Here is a 16465-nt window from a genome sequence, read left to right as displayed (position 1 = left end):
TGACGGCGCAGAACAGCTCTGCGCCGTGGTTTTCGACAATCAGTGCAAGGCTTGTTCAGCTTTTTGAATCGCCGCGAATTCTTCTTCCGGCGTGCCTGCTACCAAGTGATGCCGACTGTAGAAAGCAAAGTAAGCAATTAACACTCCATAGATGAACGCGGCGCCGATCACCACCCGTGGATCGACGAGGAAACCCGCCACCACGGCGATGCACGCCAGCACCAGCGCCACACCCGAGGTGAAAATGCCGCCCGGCGTGCGATACGGCCGGTCCATTTTGGGGCGCCGGATACGCAGGGTGATGTGCGCGGCCATCATCAGCACATAGGAAATGGTCGCGCCGAACACCGCGACCAGAATCAGCAAATCGCCCTGGCCGGTCAGCGACAGACCAAAGCCGATGATGCCGGGAATCACCAGAGCCAGCACCGGTGCCTTGCTCTTGTTGGTCTGCGACAGTTTGCGCGGCAGGTAACCGGCCCGCGACAGCGCGAAGATCTGCCGCGAGTAGGCGTAGATGATCGAGAAGAAACTGGCGATCAGCCCGGCCAGACCGACGAGATTGACGAAGCTGCCCATCCAGGTCGAGCCACCGTAGGCCTTGCTCAGCGCTTCGACCAGTGGATTACCGGAGGTCAGCAGCGAATTCGCACCGGCGCCGCCGGGGCCGACGATCAGAATCAGCAGGGCAAACATCAGCAGCACCAGCATTGCCCCGATCAGGCCACGCGGCAGGTCGCGCTTGGGGTTTTTGGTTTCTTCAGCGGCCAGCGGCACGCCTTCGACGGCGAGGAAAAACCAGATCGCATAGGGAATCGCCGCCCACACGCCGACGTAGCCGAACGGCAGAAACGGGCTGGCACCGACCGCAGTGGTCACCGGGATGTCGAGCAGGTTGGCAACGTCGAAGTGCGGCACCATCGCCACTAGAAACACCCCCAACGCCAGCGCGGCGACGGCGGTAATGATGAACATCAGCTTGAGCGCTTCGCCGACCCCGAAAATGTGGATGGCGATGAAGATGATGTAGAACGCCAGATAGATCATCCAGCCGCCAATACCGAACAGCGACTCGCAGTAGGCACCGATGAACACCGCGATGGCGGCGGGGGCGATGGCGTATTCGATGAGGATCGCGGTGCCGGTGAGAAACCCGCCCCACGGCCCGAACGCACTGCGGGCGAAACCGTAGCCGCCGCCAGCGGTGGGAATCATCGACGACAATTCGGCCAGGGAAAAACACATGCACAGGTACATGGTCGCCATCAGCAGCGTGGCGAGAAACATGCCGCCCCAGCCACCCTGGGCGAGGCCGAAGTTCCAGCCGGCGTAGTCGCCGGAAATCACATAAGCGACGCCGAGGCCCACCAGCAGGACCCAGCCGGCGGCGCCTTTTTTCAGTTCGCGTTGTTGGAAATAATCGGAGCCGACTTTTTCGAAGTCGACGGTTGAGCCGGTCGCCGGAGCGCCGGCCGGGGATTCGCTTGGCATAGGGTTCACCATTTTTATTGTTTTATTGGCCCGGCTACAGCCAGGAACCTGATCGTTCCCACCCTCTGCGTGGGAATGCAGCCCGGGACGCTCCGCGTCCCTTCGAAACCGAACGCGGAGCGTCCGTTGAGGCATTCCCACGCGGAGCGTGGGAACGATCAGCATCGCAGGATCAGAAGAATCCCAACGGATTGATGTCGTAGCTCACCAGCAGGTTCTTGGTCTGCTGATAATGGTCGAGCATCATTTTGTGGGTTTCACGCCCGACGCCGGACTTCTTGTAACCGCCGAACGCGGCATGCGCCGGGTACAGGTGGTAGCAGTTGGTCCACACGCGACCGGCCTTGATCGCCCGGCCCATCCGGTAGGCGCGGTTGATGTCGCGGGTCCACAGGCCGGCGCCGAGGCCGAACTCGGTGTCGTTGGCAATCGCCAGGGCTTCGGCTTCGTCCTTGAAGGTGGTGATGCTCACCACCGGGCCGAAGATTTCTTCCTGGAACACGCGCATCTTGTTGGTGCCCTTGAGCAGGGTCGGCTGGATGTAATAACCGGTGGCCAGGCTGCCCTCGAGTTTTTCCACCTTGCCGCCGGTCAGCAGCTCCGCACCTTCGCCCTTGGCGATTTCCAGGTACGAGAGGATCTTGTCGAATTGCTGCTCCGATGCCTGGGCGCCGACCATGGTGTCGGTGTCCAGCGGGTCGCCACGTTTGATCTGGCTGACTTTCTTCATCACTGCCTGCATGAATTCGTCGTAGATCGATTCCTGCACCAGCGCGCGGGAAGGGCAGGTGCACACTTCGCCCTGGTTGAAGAACGCCAGCACCAGGCCTTCGGCGGCTTTTTCGATGAAGCTCGGCTCGGCCTGCATGATGTCTTCGAAGAAGATGTTCGGCGACTTGCCGCCCAGTTCCACGGTCGACGGAATGATGTTTTCCGCTGCGCATTTCATGATGTGCGAGCCGACCGGAGTCGAGCCGGTGAAAGCGATCTTGGCGATGCGCTTGCTGGTCGCCAGCGCCTCGCCGGCTTCTTTGCCGAAGCCTTGCACGACGTTGAGCACGCCCGGCGGCAGCAGGTCGCCGATCAGTTCCATCAGCACGCAGATGCCCAGCGGGGTTTGCTCGGCAGGTTTGAGCACCACGCAGTTACCGGCGGCCAGCGCTGGCGCAAGTTTCCACGCGGCCATCAGCAGCGGGAAGTTCCACGGAATGATCTGGCCGACCACGCCCAGCGGTTCATGGATGTGATAGGCCACAGTGTTGCCGTCGATTTCCGCAGCGCTGCCTTCCTGGGCGCGCAGGCAACCGGCGAAGTAACGGAAATGGTCGGCGGCCAGGGGGATGTCGGCGTTGAGGGTTTCGCGGATGGCTTTACCGTTGTCCCAGGTTTCGGTGATCGCCAGCAGTTCGAGATTCTCTTCGATGCGGTCGGCGATTTTCAGCAGGATCAGCGAGCGTGCCTGCACGGAAGTGGCGCCCCACGCATCGGCAGCGGCGTGGGCAGCATCCAGCGCTTTGTCGATGTCTTCGGCGGTGGAGCGGGGGAATTCGGCGATTGGCTGGCCATTGACTGGCGAGGTATTGGTGAAGTACTGACCTTTGACCGGCGCGACGAATTCGCCGCCGATGTAGTTACCGTACTTGCTCTTGAACGAGACTTTGGCGCCGTCGGTACCGGGATGGGCGTAACGCATGATGATGTTCTCCTTGGCTTTGTACTTATTAGAGAAACGCGCAAGTGCGCTTGCTATAAGCGTAGAGCAAGGCTCGGGCCACTGCCGTGCAGGTCAGGCAAATCAAGGGCTTGGCCGGTTTGTCTTGGACGAATGGAGTGGCGCTGTGACGGTTTCGGTACAGCGCGAGTGACAGTTTGTACCGCTTGCGGCACAGCCCTTGACCGGACGGTCTTGCCGGCATTGCAATGCCGGAGCCGCTGGAGGATGCTGGGCGTCACCTCATGCTTTGGGCCATCGCGCCCCGGGGAGAACAATAAGAAATGCACGACAACCATTTGAGTCGCCATGCCCGCCAGGTTCTCACCGTCACCCAGGGCAAACCGCACCTGCACGGCCCCGGCGCCGATCCATCGATCGCCCGTTCGTGGCTGCGTTGCCTTGAGGACTATCACCTCGATCCTTCTGTGACCATGGCGCCGACCGTGCTCGAGCATGGCCGAGTACTGGAAAGTCGCGAACGTCTGCAACAAGTGCTGCAAATCGCCGGCACCGAGATGAGCAGCCTGCATCAGCAACTGTCCGGCGCCGGCCATGCGGTGCTGCTGACTGACGCGCGCGGTGTGATCCTCAATTGCGTGACCGCGCCGGCCGAACGGAAGATTTTCGAGCGCGCCGGTCTCTGGCTCGGCGCTGACTGGAGCGAAGCCTGCGAAGGCACCAACGGCATCGGTACCTGCCTGGTCGAGCGTCAGGCGCTGACCATTCATCAGGACGAGCATTTTCGCGGCCGCCACACCGGGCTGACCTGTTCGGCGAGCCCGGTGTTCGATCCGCACGGAGAATTGCTGGCGGTACTCGACGTGTCCTCGGCGCGGCCGGACGTTTCACGGCAAAGCCAGTTCCACACCATGGCGCTGGTCAATCTGTCGGCGAAGATGATCGAGAGCTGCTACTTCCTGCGCTGTTTCGACAATCAATGGTTGCTGCGTTTTCATCTGCAGGCCGAGTCCGTCGGCCTGTTCAGTGAAGGGCTGCTGGCGTTTGACGGCGAAGGGCGGATCAGCGCAGTCAACCAGAGTGCGCTGAACCTGCTCGGGCATATTCGCGGCGGTTTGCTCGGTAAATCGGTGGAAGCGTTTTTCGATTGTTCGCTGGATGACCTGCTTGGTCGCGCGAGTGCCAACGCCAGCGCCAGTTGGCCGCTGCGCACCCGTGATGGCCGGCATCTGTTTGCCGTGTTGCGCGGTGAATCGCGCAAACCTACTGCCATTGTTCCAACGCCAATCACTGCTCCAGCGCCCCGCCTGTCCGGCATTTGCCTCGGCGACGAAGCGTTGCAGGCGGAGTTTCGCAAAGCCCTGCGCGTGTTCGAGCGCGACGTGCCGCTGTTGATCAACGGCGAAACCGGCTCGGGCAAGGAAGCGTTTGCCAAGGCAGTGCATCAGGCCAGCCAGCGCTCCGGCAACGCCTTTGTCGCACTCAATTGCGCGGCCATTCCGGAAAGCCTGATCGAGAGCGAACTGTTCGGCTATCGCGGCGGCAGCTTCACCGGCGCACGCAAGGACGGCATGCGCGGCAAGCTGCAACAGGCCGATGGCGGCACCTTGTTCCTCGACGAAATCGGCGACATGCCACTGGCGTTGCAAACGCGTTTGCTGCGAGTGCTGGAAGATCGGCAAGTAGTGCCGATTGGCGGTGAACCGCAAGCGGTGGACGTGCGCATCATCAGCGCGACGCACCGCAATCTGCTCGAGCGGGTCGAGGACGGCAGTTTCCGTGAAGACCTGTATTACCGCTTGAACGGCTTGGAAGTGGCGCTGCCGGCATTGCGTGAGCGCAGTGATAAATCGCAGTTGCTGGACTTTCTCCTGGCCGAGGAGGCCGGAGGCGAAACGATTCTGATCGACGAACCGGCGCGGCAGGCGTTGCTCGCATTCAACTGGCCGGGCAATGTGCGGCAGTTGCGCAATGTCCTGCGTACGCTGGCGGCGTTGTGTGATGGCGGGCGGGTCGGCGTTGAGGATTTGCCGGTGATGATTCGGCAGGCGCGGCCGGCGGCTGCGCCTGTGCATATTGCCGCCCAGCCATTGGACGACGCCGAGCGTGTCGCATTGCTCAATGCGCTTGAGCAGACGCGCTGGCATATGACCCGTACCGCTGAACAGTTGGGCGTCAGCCGCAATACGCTGTACAGAAAGCTTCGCAAGCATGGAATTGAACGGCGTGTCAGCTAGAAGGCCCTCACCCTAGCCCTCTCCCAGAGGGAGAGGGGACCGACCGCGTTGAATGAGCGTAAGTCGCCAGTCTGAAATATTGAGGCGAACTCACAATTTGAACGCAGCGCAGATCGGCTCCCTCTCCCTTGGGAGAGGGCTGGGGTGAGGGGCTGCGGTCGAAAAACGAACCCGAGATGTAGCGGCCTACCCGTGCGCAGACTTCAGCTAAAGAGTGCCATTTCCCCCTCCCTACGCTAACCTGCGGCCATGTTTTACGAGGTCGACTATGCACATTCATATTCTGGGTATCTGCGGGACTTTCATGGGCTCGATGGCAGTGTTGGCCAAAGAGCTGGGTCATCACGTCACCGGCTCCGACGCCAACGTCTATCCGCCGATGAGCACGCAGCTCGAGGCCCAGGGCATTCAGCTGACGCAGGGTTATGACCCGGCGCAGCTCGATCCGGCGCCGGATCTGGTGGTAATCGGCAATGCCATGTCCCGTGGCAACCCGGCGGTGGAATATGTGCTGAACAAAGGCCTGCCGTACGTCTCCGGCCCGCAGTGGCTGGCTGACCACGTGCTGCAAGGTCGCTGGGTATTGGCCGTGGCCGGTACGCATGGCAAAACCACCACCAGCAGCATGCTTGCCTGGGTGCTGGAACATGCCGGGATGAGCCCGGGTTTCCTCATCGGCGGCGTGCCGCAGAATTTCTCGGTGTCGGCGCGCCTGGGCGGTACGCCGTTCTTTGTGATCGAGGCTGACGAATACGACAGCGCCTTTTTCGACAAGCGTTCGAAATTCGTTCACTACCGTCCGCGCACTGCGATCCTCAACAATCTTGAGTTCGATCACGCCGACATCTTCCCTGATCTACCAGCAATCGAGCGTCAGTTTCATCACTTGGTGCGCACCATTCCGAGCGAAGGGCTGGTCATCCACCCGACCACCGAGCCAGCGTTGCAGCGCGTGATCGAGATGGGTTGCTGGACCCCGGTGCAAACCACCGGCGCCGGCGGTCAGTGGCAGGTAAAACTACTGAGCGAGGACGGCTCGGCGTTCGAAGTGATGTTCGAAGGCGTGTCCCAGGGCACCGTCGAGTGGGAATTGACCGGTCAACACAACGTCGCCAATGCCTTGGCCGCGCTGGCTGCGGCGCGTCACGTTGGCGTGGTGCCATCGATGGGCATCGCCGGTTTGAGCGCGTTCAAGAACGTCAAACGACGCATGGAGAAAGTCGCCGAGGTGCGCGGCATCACCATTTACGACGACTTCGCTCACCACCCGACCGCTATCGCCACCACGCTTGATGGCCTGCGCAAACGCATCGGCGACGCGTCACTGATTGCGATCATCGAGCCGCGCTCCAATTCGATGAAGCTCGGCGCCCACCGTGACGGTCTGCCGGACAGCGTGGTCGATGCCGATCAGGTGATCTGGTATGCCCCGGCCAACCTCGGTTGGGACCTCGGCGCCACCGCAGCGTTATGCACCGTGCCGTCCATCGTCAGCGATTCGCTGGAAGGCATCATCGAGCGCGTGAAGAGCCAGGCGCAGCCCGGCACCCACGTGGTGATCATGAGCAACGGCGGCTTCGGCGGCCTGCACGGCAAGCTCGCCGAGGCACTGCAATGAACACTTTTTCCCAGGCCGGCGGCCCGGAACGCATCACCCTGGCGATGACCGGCGCATCGGGCGCGCAGTACGGCTTGCGCCTGCTCGATTGCCTGGTGCGCGAAGATCGCGAAGTGCACTTCCTGATCTCCAAGGCGGCGCAACTGGTAATGGCCACCGAGACCGATGTGTCCCTGCCGAACAAGCCGCAGATGATGCAGGCCTTTCTGACCGAATACACCGGCGCCGCTGCCGGGCAGATTCGCGTGTATGGCAAGGAAGACTGGATGTCGCCGGTGGCTTCGGGCTCCGGCTCGCCGGCAGCCATGGTGGTGGTGCCGTGTTCGACCGGCACGCTGTCGGCGATTGCCACCGGCGCCTGCAACAACCTGATCGAACGCGCGGCGGACGTTACGCTGAAAGAGCGCCGCCAGTTGATTCTGGTGCCGCGCGAGGCGCCGTACTCGAGCATTCATCTGGAGCACATGCTCAAGCTGTCGAATCTGGGCGTGACGATTCTGCCGGCCTCGCCGGGCTTCTATCACCAGCCGCAGACCATCGATGATCTGATCGACTTCGTTGTGGCGCGGATTCTCAATCTGCTCGGCATCCCGCAGGACATGCTGCCGCGTTGGGGCGAGCATCACTTGAGCAGCGATGAATAAGCTGCTGGTGCTTGTGCTGGCGCTGCAATTGGGTGGATGCGCTACCGTGCGCACGCTGGATGCGGCCAAACCCGGCGCACCGGTGGTGTATGCCGGGACGCGGCTGGATTTGTATGCGTTGAACGGCGGGTGTTGTGCGATGGACCGGTTCGGTGCCGAGGCGCCGAGCTATCCGGGAGTGGACCTGCCGGCCAGCGCGTTGCTCGATACGCTGTTGTTGCCGTTGTCATTGCTCACCGTGATTGGCGTGGGCTTTCAGGCGACTGGTGGATTGTAAAGGTCAAAAGATCGCAGCCTTCGGCAGCTCCTACAGGGGAATGGGGGCTTCTGTAGGAGCTGCCGAAGGCTGCGATCTTTTGGTTCTGAAAGTCCCGGAGTTATTTGCCTAACTTGCGCAGTTCATCCGATTCGATCACCCGCACCCCATCCTGTTCTTCCAGCGCCAGGCGCCACATCGCTCGCGCCAACTGGCACGCTTCGATGCCGTGGTATTTCCCCGGAATCAGCTTCGATAACGGCCCGGCCAGTTGCTCGACCAGGCGTGGTTCGGTGCGTTCGCCAAGCAACAGCGAAGGTCGGCAAATGGTCAGCTGCGGCCAGTTCTGCGCGCGCAGGGCCTGTTCCATTTCACCTTTGACCCGGTTGTAGAACACCGAGGAATTCGGATCGGCGCCAATCGCACTGATCACGATCAGGTGCCGCGCGCCCATTTCCCGCGCGCGCTTGGCAAACGCCACGACCATGTCCAGATCGACTGCGCGAAAGGCTTCTTCGGAGCCGGCCTGCTTGATCGTGGTGCCGAGGCAGCAGTAGGCGATATCGACCCGGCCACTGAGCTGCGGCAGAAACGCCTGCGGGTCACCGACCGGGTTTTCCAGATGCGGATGCTCGGCCAGCGGCCGGCGCGAAGGGGCGAGGACACGGGTAATGGTTGGTTCGTTGAGCAAACGGTCGAGCAGATGTTCACCGGTCAGTCCGGTGGCTCCGGCAAGCAATACGTGCTGAGGCGTCAAGTACATAGTGTCTCTCCCTTGATACTGTTCAGCTTAGTTGCCTTTTTTCGCCGCGTCGTTCAATGCGCTGCTTTGCAACGCTTTGCGTGCTTGCTGTTTGCGCAGCAGTTGCCAGTGCGACAGCACGGTTTTCGGCGCCCAGATCTGCGGCTCCGAGGCTTCGAAACCGTCGGCCAGCTCGCGTTCGGCAACGGTGGCCTTGGCCAGTTTGAATGCCTGTTCGAGGTCGTCGGTCTGATTCAGCGCCTGGGCGAACAGCGCGTCGCCGAAATAAGTGAAGTTGGCTTCTTCCGAGCAACCGAACGACACCCGATCGGCGCGCGAGGCAGTCATGATCAGCGTGCGTTCGTCCTTCAGCGCCGGGATAAATCCACCGGAATAGCACGAGGAAATCACGATGACCTTGTCGCGATGCTTCAGCGGCGCGAGCACGGCGGCGAGTTCATCGGCGGGCAGGTCGGCCAGCTCCATGCGCGGCTGATCGAGCACCAGTTCATGTTCGGCGGTGCCGTGGCTGGTCATATAAATGAACAGCAGGTCTTCCGGCCCGCTGCGTTCGGCAAGGGCTTGCGCGGCGCGGCGCAGGTTTTCGCGGGTGGCCATCGGCCGGTCGCCGAGATGATCGCGATGATTGACCAGGCGGATCTGGCCGTAGGCGCCGAAGCGCGTACTGAGCATGTTGGCGACGTAATCGGATTCACGCAGGAACACGCTTTGCTTGCCGTCGCCGCCGAGGGTCAGGGTGTACAACTCGACTGCCGGAGTCGAAGCGGGGATCGCCGCCAGTGCCTCGTCGAGCAGACGACCCTGGGCGAGCAAACCGAGTTCGAGAGTGTCGGGGAGTAATTTGCCGTCGGCGTCGCGTACGCGTTGGCCGTTGATCCAGGTGCCGCTGAGCACGCTGCCATCGGTCAGCACCAGAGTACCGCGTCCTGAATAGCTGTCGTTGTCGAAGCCGCCGATGTAGAAGCTGCCATCGGCGAGGTTCAAACGGCCCTGGCCGGTGAAGCGCCAGTCATTGAACACACCGATGTAATGGCTGCCATCAGCGCCGATCAGTTCGCCCTTGCCGGTCAGCGCGCCTTCCTTGAACTGGCCGAGCCAGACGTCGCCGTCGGCGTTCTCGTAGCGGCCTTTGCCGTGCAATTGATTGTTCTTGAAGCCGCCGACGTAGATATCGCCGTCGGCGCTGTTGTAAGTGCCGTTGCCTTCCAGTTGACCGTTGACGAAATGGCCGGTGAACGAATTGCCGCTGGCATCGCCGCGCTGGCCTTCGCCGTTGGGTTTGCCGTGGGCGAACTGGCCTTGATAGGAGCTGCCGTCGTCCATTTCCAGACGGCCGAGGCCGGAATACTGGTCAGCCTTGAACTCGCCGCGATAGGTCATGCCGTTTTCTTTCAGCGTACCTTCGCCATCGCGCCGGCCCTGCTTGAAACCACCGGTATAACTGCTGGCATTGGTGCTCAGGCTGCCCTGTCCATCAAACAGACCTTGCTGGAACTGGCCGCGATAGACCTCGCCATTGCTGCCATGCCATTCGCCTTGCCCGTGCCACTGACCCTTGTCGAACTCTCCGGCGTACCAGCTGCCGTTGGGGTAGTCGACGCGGCCCTGACCTTGCAGCAAGCCGTCGACCAGTTCACCGCGATAGCGTCCGCCATCGGGCAGGCGCGCATCCGGCGGCAACAGCGATTCGCCGTCGCCGCAAGCGGTGAGCATCAGGGTCAGGGCAAGGGGTGCAAGTCGAGCGATTGAGCGCATAGCGGGATCCGGGCAATTAGGCGACCGAGTATGCCGCAGCTATGCGTCGCATATATACAGACGTGACGCGAAACAGCGTGCGCTGCTTCGCATCCGGGATGATCAGACGAAGCAGAGTGACAGCGGCTCGGCGATGTAGGCCGGTTTGTCCGAGCCTTCTATCTCCAGTGTCGCGGTAGCCTTGAGCAACCACTGGCCGGGTTTTTTCTCGGTGACCTCGACCATGTCGACCTTCAGTCGGACTTTCGAATTGACCTTGACCGGCTGGATGAAACGCACGCTGTCCAGGCCATAGTTGACGACCATCTTCACGCCTTCGGGCAGCACGAGGATGTCTTCCATCAGTTTCGGCATCAGCGACAGCGACAGGAAACCATGGGCAATCGTGCTGCCAAACGGCGTTTGCGCAGCCTTGACCGGATCGACGTGAATGAACTGAAAATCACCAGTGGCTTCGGCGAACAGGTTGATGCGCTCCTGATCGATGGTGAGCCATTCGGAACGTCCAAGTTCCTTGCCGACATAATCTTTGAGCTCTGCAACGGGAACATAGGGCATTGAGACTCTCCTTGGGTTCATCGGTTTTATAGTTTTTCAGGGGGCGGATTTGACCGGCCTGCGAACCACTGTAGATCATCATGGCGATTTGCTCAGGTCAACCGACCATGCTTTTGGCGAATGCCGGTCCATAGCGCCGGCATGCTTATAATGCCGAGCCCCTGCTGGGTGAAATAGAAGACGGAGATGTCAGATGTTGTTACGTGGCCTGACCCTGCTGGTGCTGTTCCAACTGCTCGGCACGGCGCTCAATCATTTGCTGTTGCCGATATTGCCGGGGCCGATCATCGGGCTGCTGCTGTTGCTGGTGTTCCTGATCATTCGCGGTGAAGTCGGCGAGCCGCTGAATCAGGCGGCGGGCAGCCTGCTGCGTTATCTGCCGTTGCTGCTGGTGCCGCCAGCGGTGGGCGTGATGGTGTATGCCACGGCGATTGCCGCCGATTTCTGGGCGATCGTCGGCGCGCTGGTGGTCTCGCTGATCCTGTCGATGGCCTTTGCCGGCGTGCTCATGCAACGGCTGGTCAAACGTCATGCGCCGCCGGCGGAGGAATCCTGATGCTGTTCGACTGGCAAGGCGCGTGGGCGTCGGTGATTCACCATCCGCTGTTCGGCATTGGCATCACCCTCGGTGCCTATCAACTGGTGCTGGCGGCGTTCGAGAAAACCCGCTGGATCTTTCTGCAACCGGTGCTGGTCTCCATGTTGTTGGTGATCGGTGTGCTGGTCGGCTGCGGCCTGACCTACGCGGAGTATCGCAAGAGCACCGAAATCCTCAGCATTCTGCTGGGGCCGGCCACGGTGGCGCTGGCGGTGCCGCTCTACCTGAATCTGCGCCGCATCCGGCAATTGTTCTGGCCGATTTTTACTACGCTGGTGATAGGCGGGGTTGTCGCAACGGGCATGGGCGTGGCGCTGGGCTGGTGGTTCGGTGCCGATCACATGATCCTGATGACCATGGCGCCTAAATCGGTGACGTCGCCGATCGCCATGCTGGTTGCCGAGCAGATCGGCGGTGTGGCGGCGCTGGCAGCGGTGTTTGTATTGATCACCGGGGTCATCGGCGCGATCTTCGGCCCGGCGCTGCTGACCCGCCTCGGCGTGCACAGCCCTGAAGCGCGCGGCATGGCGCTGGGCATGACAGCGCATGCGGTCGGCACGGCGGTGGCGATGCAGGAAAACGATGAGTGCGGCGCGTTCGCCGCGCTGGCAATGAGTCTGATGGGTGTGGCCACGGCGGTGTTCCTGCCGTTGGCGGTGTCGATGGTGGTGTAAGGAAATGTCTATGAGTCTGCCGCTTTTTCCGCTGAACACGGTGCTGTTCCCCGGCTGCAACCTCGATCTGCAGATCTTCGAGGCGCGCTACCTCGACATGATCGGCCGCTGCATGAAACAGGGCGTCGGCTTCGGCGTGGTATGCATCCTTGAGGGCAGCGAAGTCGGCGTGGCACCAGAAGGTTTTGCGCTGGTTGGCTGCGAAGCGCGGATCACCGATTTCCAGCAACAGGACAACGGCCTGCTCGGCATTCGTGTCCAGGGCGGGCGGCGTTTCACGGTGTTGCGCACCGAAGTGCAGCGCGATCAGTTGATCGTCGCCGACGTCGAATGGCTGGACGATGAGCCTGAGCAACCGTTGCAGGACGAGGACGCCGATCTGGTCGCGCTGCTCAAGGCGCTGGCCGAACACCCGATGGTCGAAGCGTTGGACATGGGCACTGAAGCCGCCGGTCAACAGTCACTGGCCAATCAGCTTGCCTACCTGTTGCCGTTCGCCGAAGAAGACAAGATCGATCTGCTGCAACTCGACGACCCTCAGCAACGGCTGGATGCGATCCAGGCATTACTCGACGAGTTGCAGGGCGAACTGTTCGCCTAGTTTCACTTGCAGAACGCATGACTCAAGGCGCAAACGAAGATCAGCGCAGGCCCACCCTGACACGATGTTGAAACCGGCAGCGCACCGTCAGCTCATGTTGACCGGGATGAACAGACCTTCGCGGTCGACGCGCTCTTGCAGATCATTGAGCAGGCGCCATTGATTGCTCACCGAGTTGTAAACCAGCGTGCCCGCTGTCTCGGGTTTGTAGCCGATGTGGGTGACGTAGACCCGCGCGGCCAGTTCGTGGCGCTGTTTGTGCTTGTCGATATCCGTCAGCAATGCCTCGACACTGGCGTAGCCACGAGCATCGATCACATACAGCTGCAACACCTCAAACAGCAGCGAGACTTCATAAATGTTGCCGGCTGACGTCACCACACCGATGCACTCCACCGGAGTGTCATCCAAGATGTCCGGCAACTCCACCGTGACGCTGGCAATGCGCAGGCGGTTGCCCTGGAGCTGAATGTCGGCGCGCGTGACGGTTTCTGTCAGGGTACGGGTGAACAGATTCCATCTCGATGCATTGGCCGTTTTTGCCGCAGCGCCCGGTGTGGCCAGACGCAGGATGCTGTTGCTGGCGAGATAGACGTCGTAAGTCGCGCTTTTGCCTTCGAGCAGATAAATCCCGGTGTGCGGCCGCGATTCGATGACCACTTTGCTGTTCTGGGCGGCCAGTGATGGTTTCTCGCTGACCAGCGGACGGATGAATGGATATTTTCCGTTGCGCCGCTTCAACCAGCTCCGCGAGCTGAGCACACGTGTACCGGGATTTCTGGCGTCGTCCCGGTAATCGAACGCGGGCACCTGCACGCGGTATGAAACGTCATCCTGCATGACCAGCACGATGTCCCGGGCCAGAAGCGGTGTCGTGACCTTCAGGCTGTTTTGGCCACTGTAGCCCGTCGCGGCGGCAATCGTCTGGATCACGCCTTTGAAGGCCAGCACTCTGGATGGCAGCAGAATCGACAGGCTGATGTTGTTGTAGGTCAGGTGCGTATTGCCCGAAACACCCTGGCGCAATTCCACGCCATAGCTGACCACCACGTCGACGATCTCGCTGTCCTGGTAATCCAGGTAAATCGTACGGGCGCCGGTAGCGTTGCCTGTGGCGACGAATTCGACCCTGTGCTCGGTACGTGCGACGAAGTGGCGCTGCACGTCCTGACCGTCCAGCGCCACCGTGCCACCGTTGACGATTGCCGGGGCGGGTGCCGGCCGTCCGCTGACAGTGACGGCAACCTCGATGTCCTGACTCAACGCTTCACCAGGTCGAGTGGGCAGTTGCGCGCGCAGTTCATAGCCATCGAGAGTGCGGAACACCCACCGAGCATTGTTCAATTGACGCTGACCGTTGACTGTCTGGTAGACGTTTTCAAGGGTCAGCACATGGTCGGGGTCGCTGCCGTCCCTGCCGCGCAAGGAGTTGACCACCAGTGAGGTGCCGATGATTTGCCAGCGTTGAATGACCGCCATCGGCCAGCCGAATTCGATCAGGCTCGAATGGTCGCCACACTCGATGATCGTTGTACGTGCATTGGTGTCGGCGATGTAATAGCGATCTTCGCCGCCGCCGCCCTCCACCGTGCACTCGGTACCAGAGATTGCGATCGTGTCGTTGCCGTCGCCGGCGCTGATGCGGTCGTAACCGTTGGCGGAAATCTGGTTGGGCTGGTCATTGCCCGTGATAGTGCTTGTGCCTTTGCGCAAGGTCGCAACGTTTTCAATGGAGGTCAGATGGGCGACTTCGAGGGTGTCGTTCGCAGAGTCCGGGCCGCGAAGAGAGATCTTGCCGGTTTGCAGGTTGACGTCGTGACCGATGTAACGCGTGTCGGTAATCGGGCGGACGCCTTCGAACGCAACCAGGTCGTTGCCCGAGCCGCCATCCAGCACATTGATGTGCGGCGGTTTGCTCGATCGATCCAGTTCCTGATCAGAGACTTCCTGGTAGAACGCATCATTTGTGTCGCCGCCCGTCAGTGCCTTATGGCCGTCGCGGTAGGTGAAGAGGTTGGGCCGCGCCTTGACGCCAACCACGCGGTCGTTGCCATCACCCAGGCGCCAGAACACGCCTTTGCCTTCGCCTGGGCTGCCGCTGACCATGCCTTTGAGGTTGTCGGGTAATCCGAGGCTTGCGTCGACTGCATCGTCGCCGCCGACGATCACCGCCTGGCTGTCGAGTCTGAACGGCAACTGCCCGGCGCTTTCGTCCCACTGGTAACGCCACAGTTCGACAGGGCGCAGTTCAGCGCGAAACGCGCCATTGACTACCTGTGCGATGGAGTCCTTGTAAGCACCGGCCAGCATGTCTTTCGCCGACAGTTCGAGCTGTTTTCCATAGTCACTGTAAAGCCTGGACAGTTTGAAGCGATCCATCACCTCGGTGTCCAGTTCCTTGCCGGTGAAGGCGAACCATCCCGAGCGCAGACGCTCGAGTGTCGTCAGTTCGATGTAGTCGTCGATATCGTCGACGACCCTGGCGGCCTGATAAATCATCGATCCGCCGATGAGCAGCGCAGCGGCCGCAAGGCCGAGCGGGCCGGCAACGCTGCCGAAGCCGGCCAGCGCGGCGACGCCCAGCACCAGGCTGATACCCGCGCCCGCTACACTCAGGGCACCGCTGAAATAATGATCCTGAGCTTGTTTGCCCGATGTTGCGGCGGCGGCGTTGAAGGATTTGATCGCGTCAACGATGTCGAACGGCAAGGTAATCGCGCTGGCGAACAGTCCCGCACCACGGCTCATGTATTTGCCGATTGAGGTCAGCGCAAAACCCCTCAGCACGTTGCTGCCCTGAGTCAGCATCGCCTGGCCTGTTCTGGTCAGGCCCTGCTCGATGATCAGCGAGCCGAGTTCTGCAGCGATGGATCCGCCGTAGTACAGCATTTCCAGTGCCTCGCCTTTCTTGATCGCATCGGTCAGCGCCATGTAGCTGCTGTAGATGCCAAAGGCTTGCATGCCGACTCCCGCGCCGCTCATCAAATAGCTTTTGCTCTTGTTGATCCAGCCCGGTGCGTTTTCAAACGCGTCCGCACGGTGGATTTCCAGCTTTTGCGCAGCCTTGCCCAGCTTGTTGAGGCGATCCATGGCGCTGCCGGAAACCAGCGGCGTATCACTGATGAACAGTGGGCCGGCATCCACCGAGCGCTTGCAGGCAATTTCGTAAAACAGCATTGCCGCCATGTCATTGTCGGGGAAATCCACGGCCTGCAAGCGCGACTGCACCTGCGCCGATTGAAAATTGAGTCCGTCGAGAAATGCCTGATCCACGCTCTTCATGTGGGCGTTCGCCGCACTGACCGGTTGACCGTCAATGGTCGCCCCCAGCGCTTGCAATTCGACCCGACTGATCATGATCTCACCGATGCGTAGCAGGCCCAGATGCTTGTCCAGGGCTTTGAGGGTTTTGCGAAGCGACGGATCAATGTCAGGCGCCTGCGTCTGATTGCGCATATGGGTGGGCGGGGCATGGGGATTCGCCGAGACGTCGATGGGGGTAACTTCAAGTGCGCGAACGTGGGCGATATGGGTCGCAGGGACGATGAGTTTCGACACGTATTAATCCTTTAATGGTGTGCATGAGGGGGCCGGTCTC

At 61.1% G+C, this 16465-nt stretch carries 13 protein-coding genes; 7 read left to right on the top strand and 6 right to left on the bottom strand.

Annotated elements, in window-relative coordinates:
- Positions 1-39: 39 nt before the first annotated feature.
- Positions 40-1491, bottom strand: a complete 1452-nt coding sequence (gene eat / locus CKW30_RS22045) for an ethanolamine permease (protein ID WP_095181912.1) — start codon at positions 1489-1491, stop codon at positions 40-42.
- Positions 1492-1663: 172 nt separating this feature from the next.
- The gene (locus tag CKW30_RS22040) at positions 1664-3184 is read right to left on the bottom strand and encodes an aldehyde dehydrogenase family protein (RefSeq protein WP_024014465.1); all 1521 of its coding nucleotides are present in this window, start codon (positions 3182-3184) and stop codon (positions 1664-1666) included.
- 302 nt (positions 3185-3486) lie between these two features.
- On the opposite strand from CKW30_RS22040, the gene CKW30_RS22035 reads away from it, so the two are divergent.
- The 4 genes from CKW30_RS22035 to CKW30_RS22020 all read left to right on the top strand — a co-directional run bounded on the left by CKW30_RS22035 (position 3487) and on the right by CKW30_RS22020 (position 7939).
- Positions 3487-5400: a sigma-54-dependent Fis family transcriptional regulator gene (locus tag CKW30_RS22035; protein ID WP_095181911.1), complete on the top strand. Its 1914-nt coding sequence runs from the start codon at positions 3487-3489 to the stop codon at positions 5398-5400.
- A 268-nt stretch (positions 5401-5668) separates the two neighbouring features.
- Entirely contained in the window at positions 5669-7018 is a 1350-nt protein-coding gene (mpl, locus tag CKW30_RS22030; protein WP_095181910.1) for a UDP-N-acetylmuramate:L-alanyl-gamma-D-glutamyl-meso-diaminopimelate ligase, read from the top strand.
- Positions 7015-7662, top strand: coding sequence for a flavin prenyltransferase UbiX (gene ubiX / locus CKW30_RS22025; protein ID WP_041477713.1), 648 nt, complete (start codon positions 7015-7017; stop codon positions 7660-7662). Before mpl ends, ubiX begins: the two co-directional genes overlap by 4 nt.
- The gene (locus tag CKW30_RS22020) at positions 7655-7939 is read left to right on the top strand and encodes a YceK/YidQ family lipoprotein (protein WP_095181909.1); all 285 of its coding nucleotides are present in this window, start codon (positions 7655-7657) and stop codon (positions 7937-7939) included. The genes ubiX and CKW30_RS22020 overlap by 8 nt, the downstream gene beginning before the upstream one ends.
- A 100-nt stretch (positions 7940-8039) precedes the next feature.
- Here CKW30_RS22020 and CKW30_RS22015 read toward each other — a convergent pair whose 3' ends face one another.
- From CKW30_RS22015 to CKW30_RS22005, 3 genes are all read right to left on the bottom strand, one after another.
- On the bottom strand, positions 8040-8681 hold the full coding sequence (locus tag CKW30_RS22015) for an oxidoreductase (RefSeq protein ID WP_016773010.1): 642 nt from the start codon (positions 8679-8681) through the stop codon (positions 8040-8042).
- Between the two features lie 27 nt (positions 8682-8708).
- Entirely contained in the window at positions 8709-10436 is a 1728-nt protein-coding gene (locus tag CKW30_RS22010) for a C13 family peptidase (protein ID WP_095181908.1), read from the bottom strand.
- A gap of 102 nt (positions 10437-10538) precedes the next feature.
- Positions 10539-10994, bottom strand: a complete 456-nt coding sequence (locus CKW30_RS22005; protein WP_016773011.1) for a MaoC family dehydratase — start codon at positions 10992-10994, stop codon at positions 10539-10541.
- A gap of 193 nt (positions 10995-11187) precedes the next feature.
- On the opposite strand from CKW30_RS22005, the gene CKW30_RS22000 reads away from it, so the two are divergent.
- From CKW30_RS22000 to CKW30_RS21990, 3 genes are read left to right on the top strand one after another with little or no spacing between them, the layout of a single operon-like run.
- Positions 11188-11550, top strand: a complete 363-nt coding sequence (locus CKW30_RS22000) for a CidA/LrgA family protein (RefSeq protein WP_016773012.1) — start codon at positions 11188-11190, stop codon at positions 11548-11550.
- Positions 11550-12266 carry an LrgB family protein gene (locus CKW30_RS21995; RefSeq protein WP_016773013.1) on the top strand — a complete coding sequence of 239 codons (717 nt, stop codon included), beginning with the start codon at positions 11550-11552 and terminating at the stop codon, positions 12264-12266. Before CKW30_RS22000 ends, CKW30_RS21995 begins: the two co-directional genes overlap by 1 nt.
- A gap of 10 nt (positions 12267-12276) precedes the next feature.
- Entirely contained in the window at positions 12277-12867 is a 591-nt protein-coding gene (locus CKW30_RS21990; RefSeq protein WP_095181907.1) for an LON peptidase substrate-binding domain-containing protein, read from the top strand.
- Positions 12868-12954: 87 nt separating this feature from the next.
- Here CKW30_RS21990 and CKW30_RS21985 read toward each other — a convergent pair whose 3' ends face one another.
- The gene (locus tag CKW30_RS21985; protein WP_256584389.1) at positions 12955-16425 is read right to left on the bottom strand and encodes a calcium-binding protein; all 3471 of its coding nucleotides are present in this window, start codon (positions 16423-16425) and stop codon (positions 12955-12957) included.
- Between the last annotated feature and the right edge of the window lie 40 nt (positions 16426-16465).

This window comes from Pseudomonas sp. Irchel 3F6, assembly GCF_900187595.1.
Taxonomy (GTDB): Bacteria; Pseudomonadota; Gammaproteobacteria; order Pseudomonadales; family Pseudomonadaceae; genus Aquipseudomonas; species Aquipseudomonas siliginis.
The sequence above is the reverse complement of the archived record's forward strand: the minus strand, read 5'-3'. Positions and strand labels throughout refer to the sequence as shown.

Coding starts and splice junctions, on each gene's coding strand:
- CKW30_RS22015 (WP_016773010.1), bottom strand. CDS start 8,681: ATGTACTTGACGCCTCAGCACGTATTGCTTGCCGGAGCCACCGGACTG.
- CKW30_RS22000 (WP_016773012.1), top strand. CDS start 11,188: ATGTTGTTACGTGGCCTGACCCTGCTGGTGCTGTTCCAACTGCTCGGC.
- ubiX (WP_041477713.1), top strand. CDS start 7,015: ATGAACACTTTTTCCCAGGCCGGCGGCCCGGAACGCATCACCCTGGCG.
- CKW30_RS21995 (WP_016773013.1), top strand. CDS start 11,550: ATGCTGTTCGACTGGCAAGGCGCGTGGGCGTCGGTGATTCACCATCCG.
- eat (WP_095181912.1), bottom strand. CDS start 1,491: ATGCCAAGCGAATCCCCGGCCGGCGCTCCGGCGACCGGCTCAACCGTC.
- CKW30_RS22040 (WP_024014465.1), bottom strand. CDS start 3,184: ATGCGTTACGCCCATCCCGGTACCGACGGCGCCAAAGTCTCGTTCAAG.
- CKW30_RS21990 (WP_095181907.1), top strand. CDS start 12,277: ATGAGTCTGCCGCTTTTTCCGCTGAACACGGTGCTGTTCCCCGGCTGC.
- mpl (WP_095181910.1), top strand. CDS start 5,669: ATGCACATTCATATTCTGGGTATCTGCGGGACTTTCATGGGCTCGATG.
- CKW30_RS22010 (WP_095181908.1), bottom strand. CDS start 10,436: ATGCGCTCAATCGCTCGACTTGCACCCCTTGCCCTGACCCTGATGCTC.
- CKW30_RS22035 (WP_095181911.1), top strand. CDS start 3,487: ATGCACGACAACCATTTGAGTCGCCATGCCCGCCAGGTTCTCACCGTC.
- CKW30_RS22005 (WP_016773011.1), bottom strand. CDS start 10,994: ATGCCCTATGTTCCCGTTGCAGAGCTCAAAGATTATGTCGGCAAGGAA.
- CKW30_RS22020 (WP_095181909.1), top strand. CDS start 7,655: ATGAATAAGCTGCTGGTGCTTGTGCTGGCGCTGCAATTGGGTGGATGC.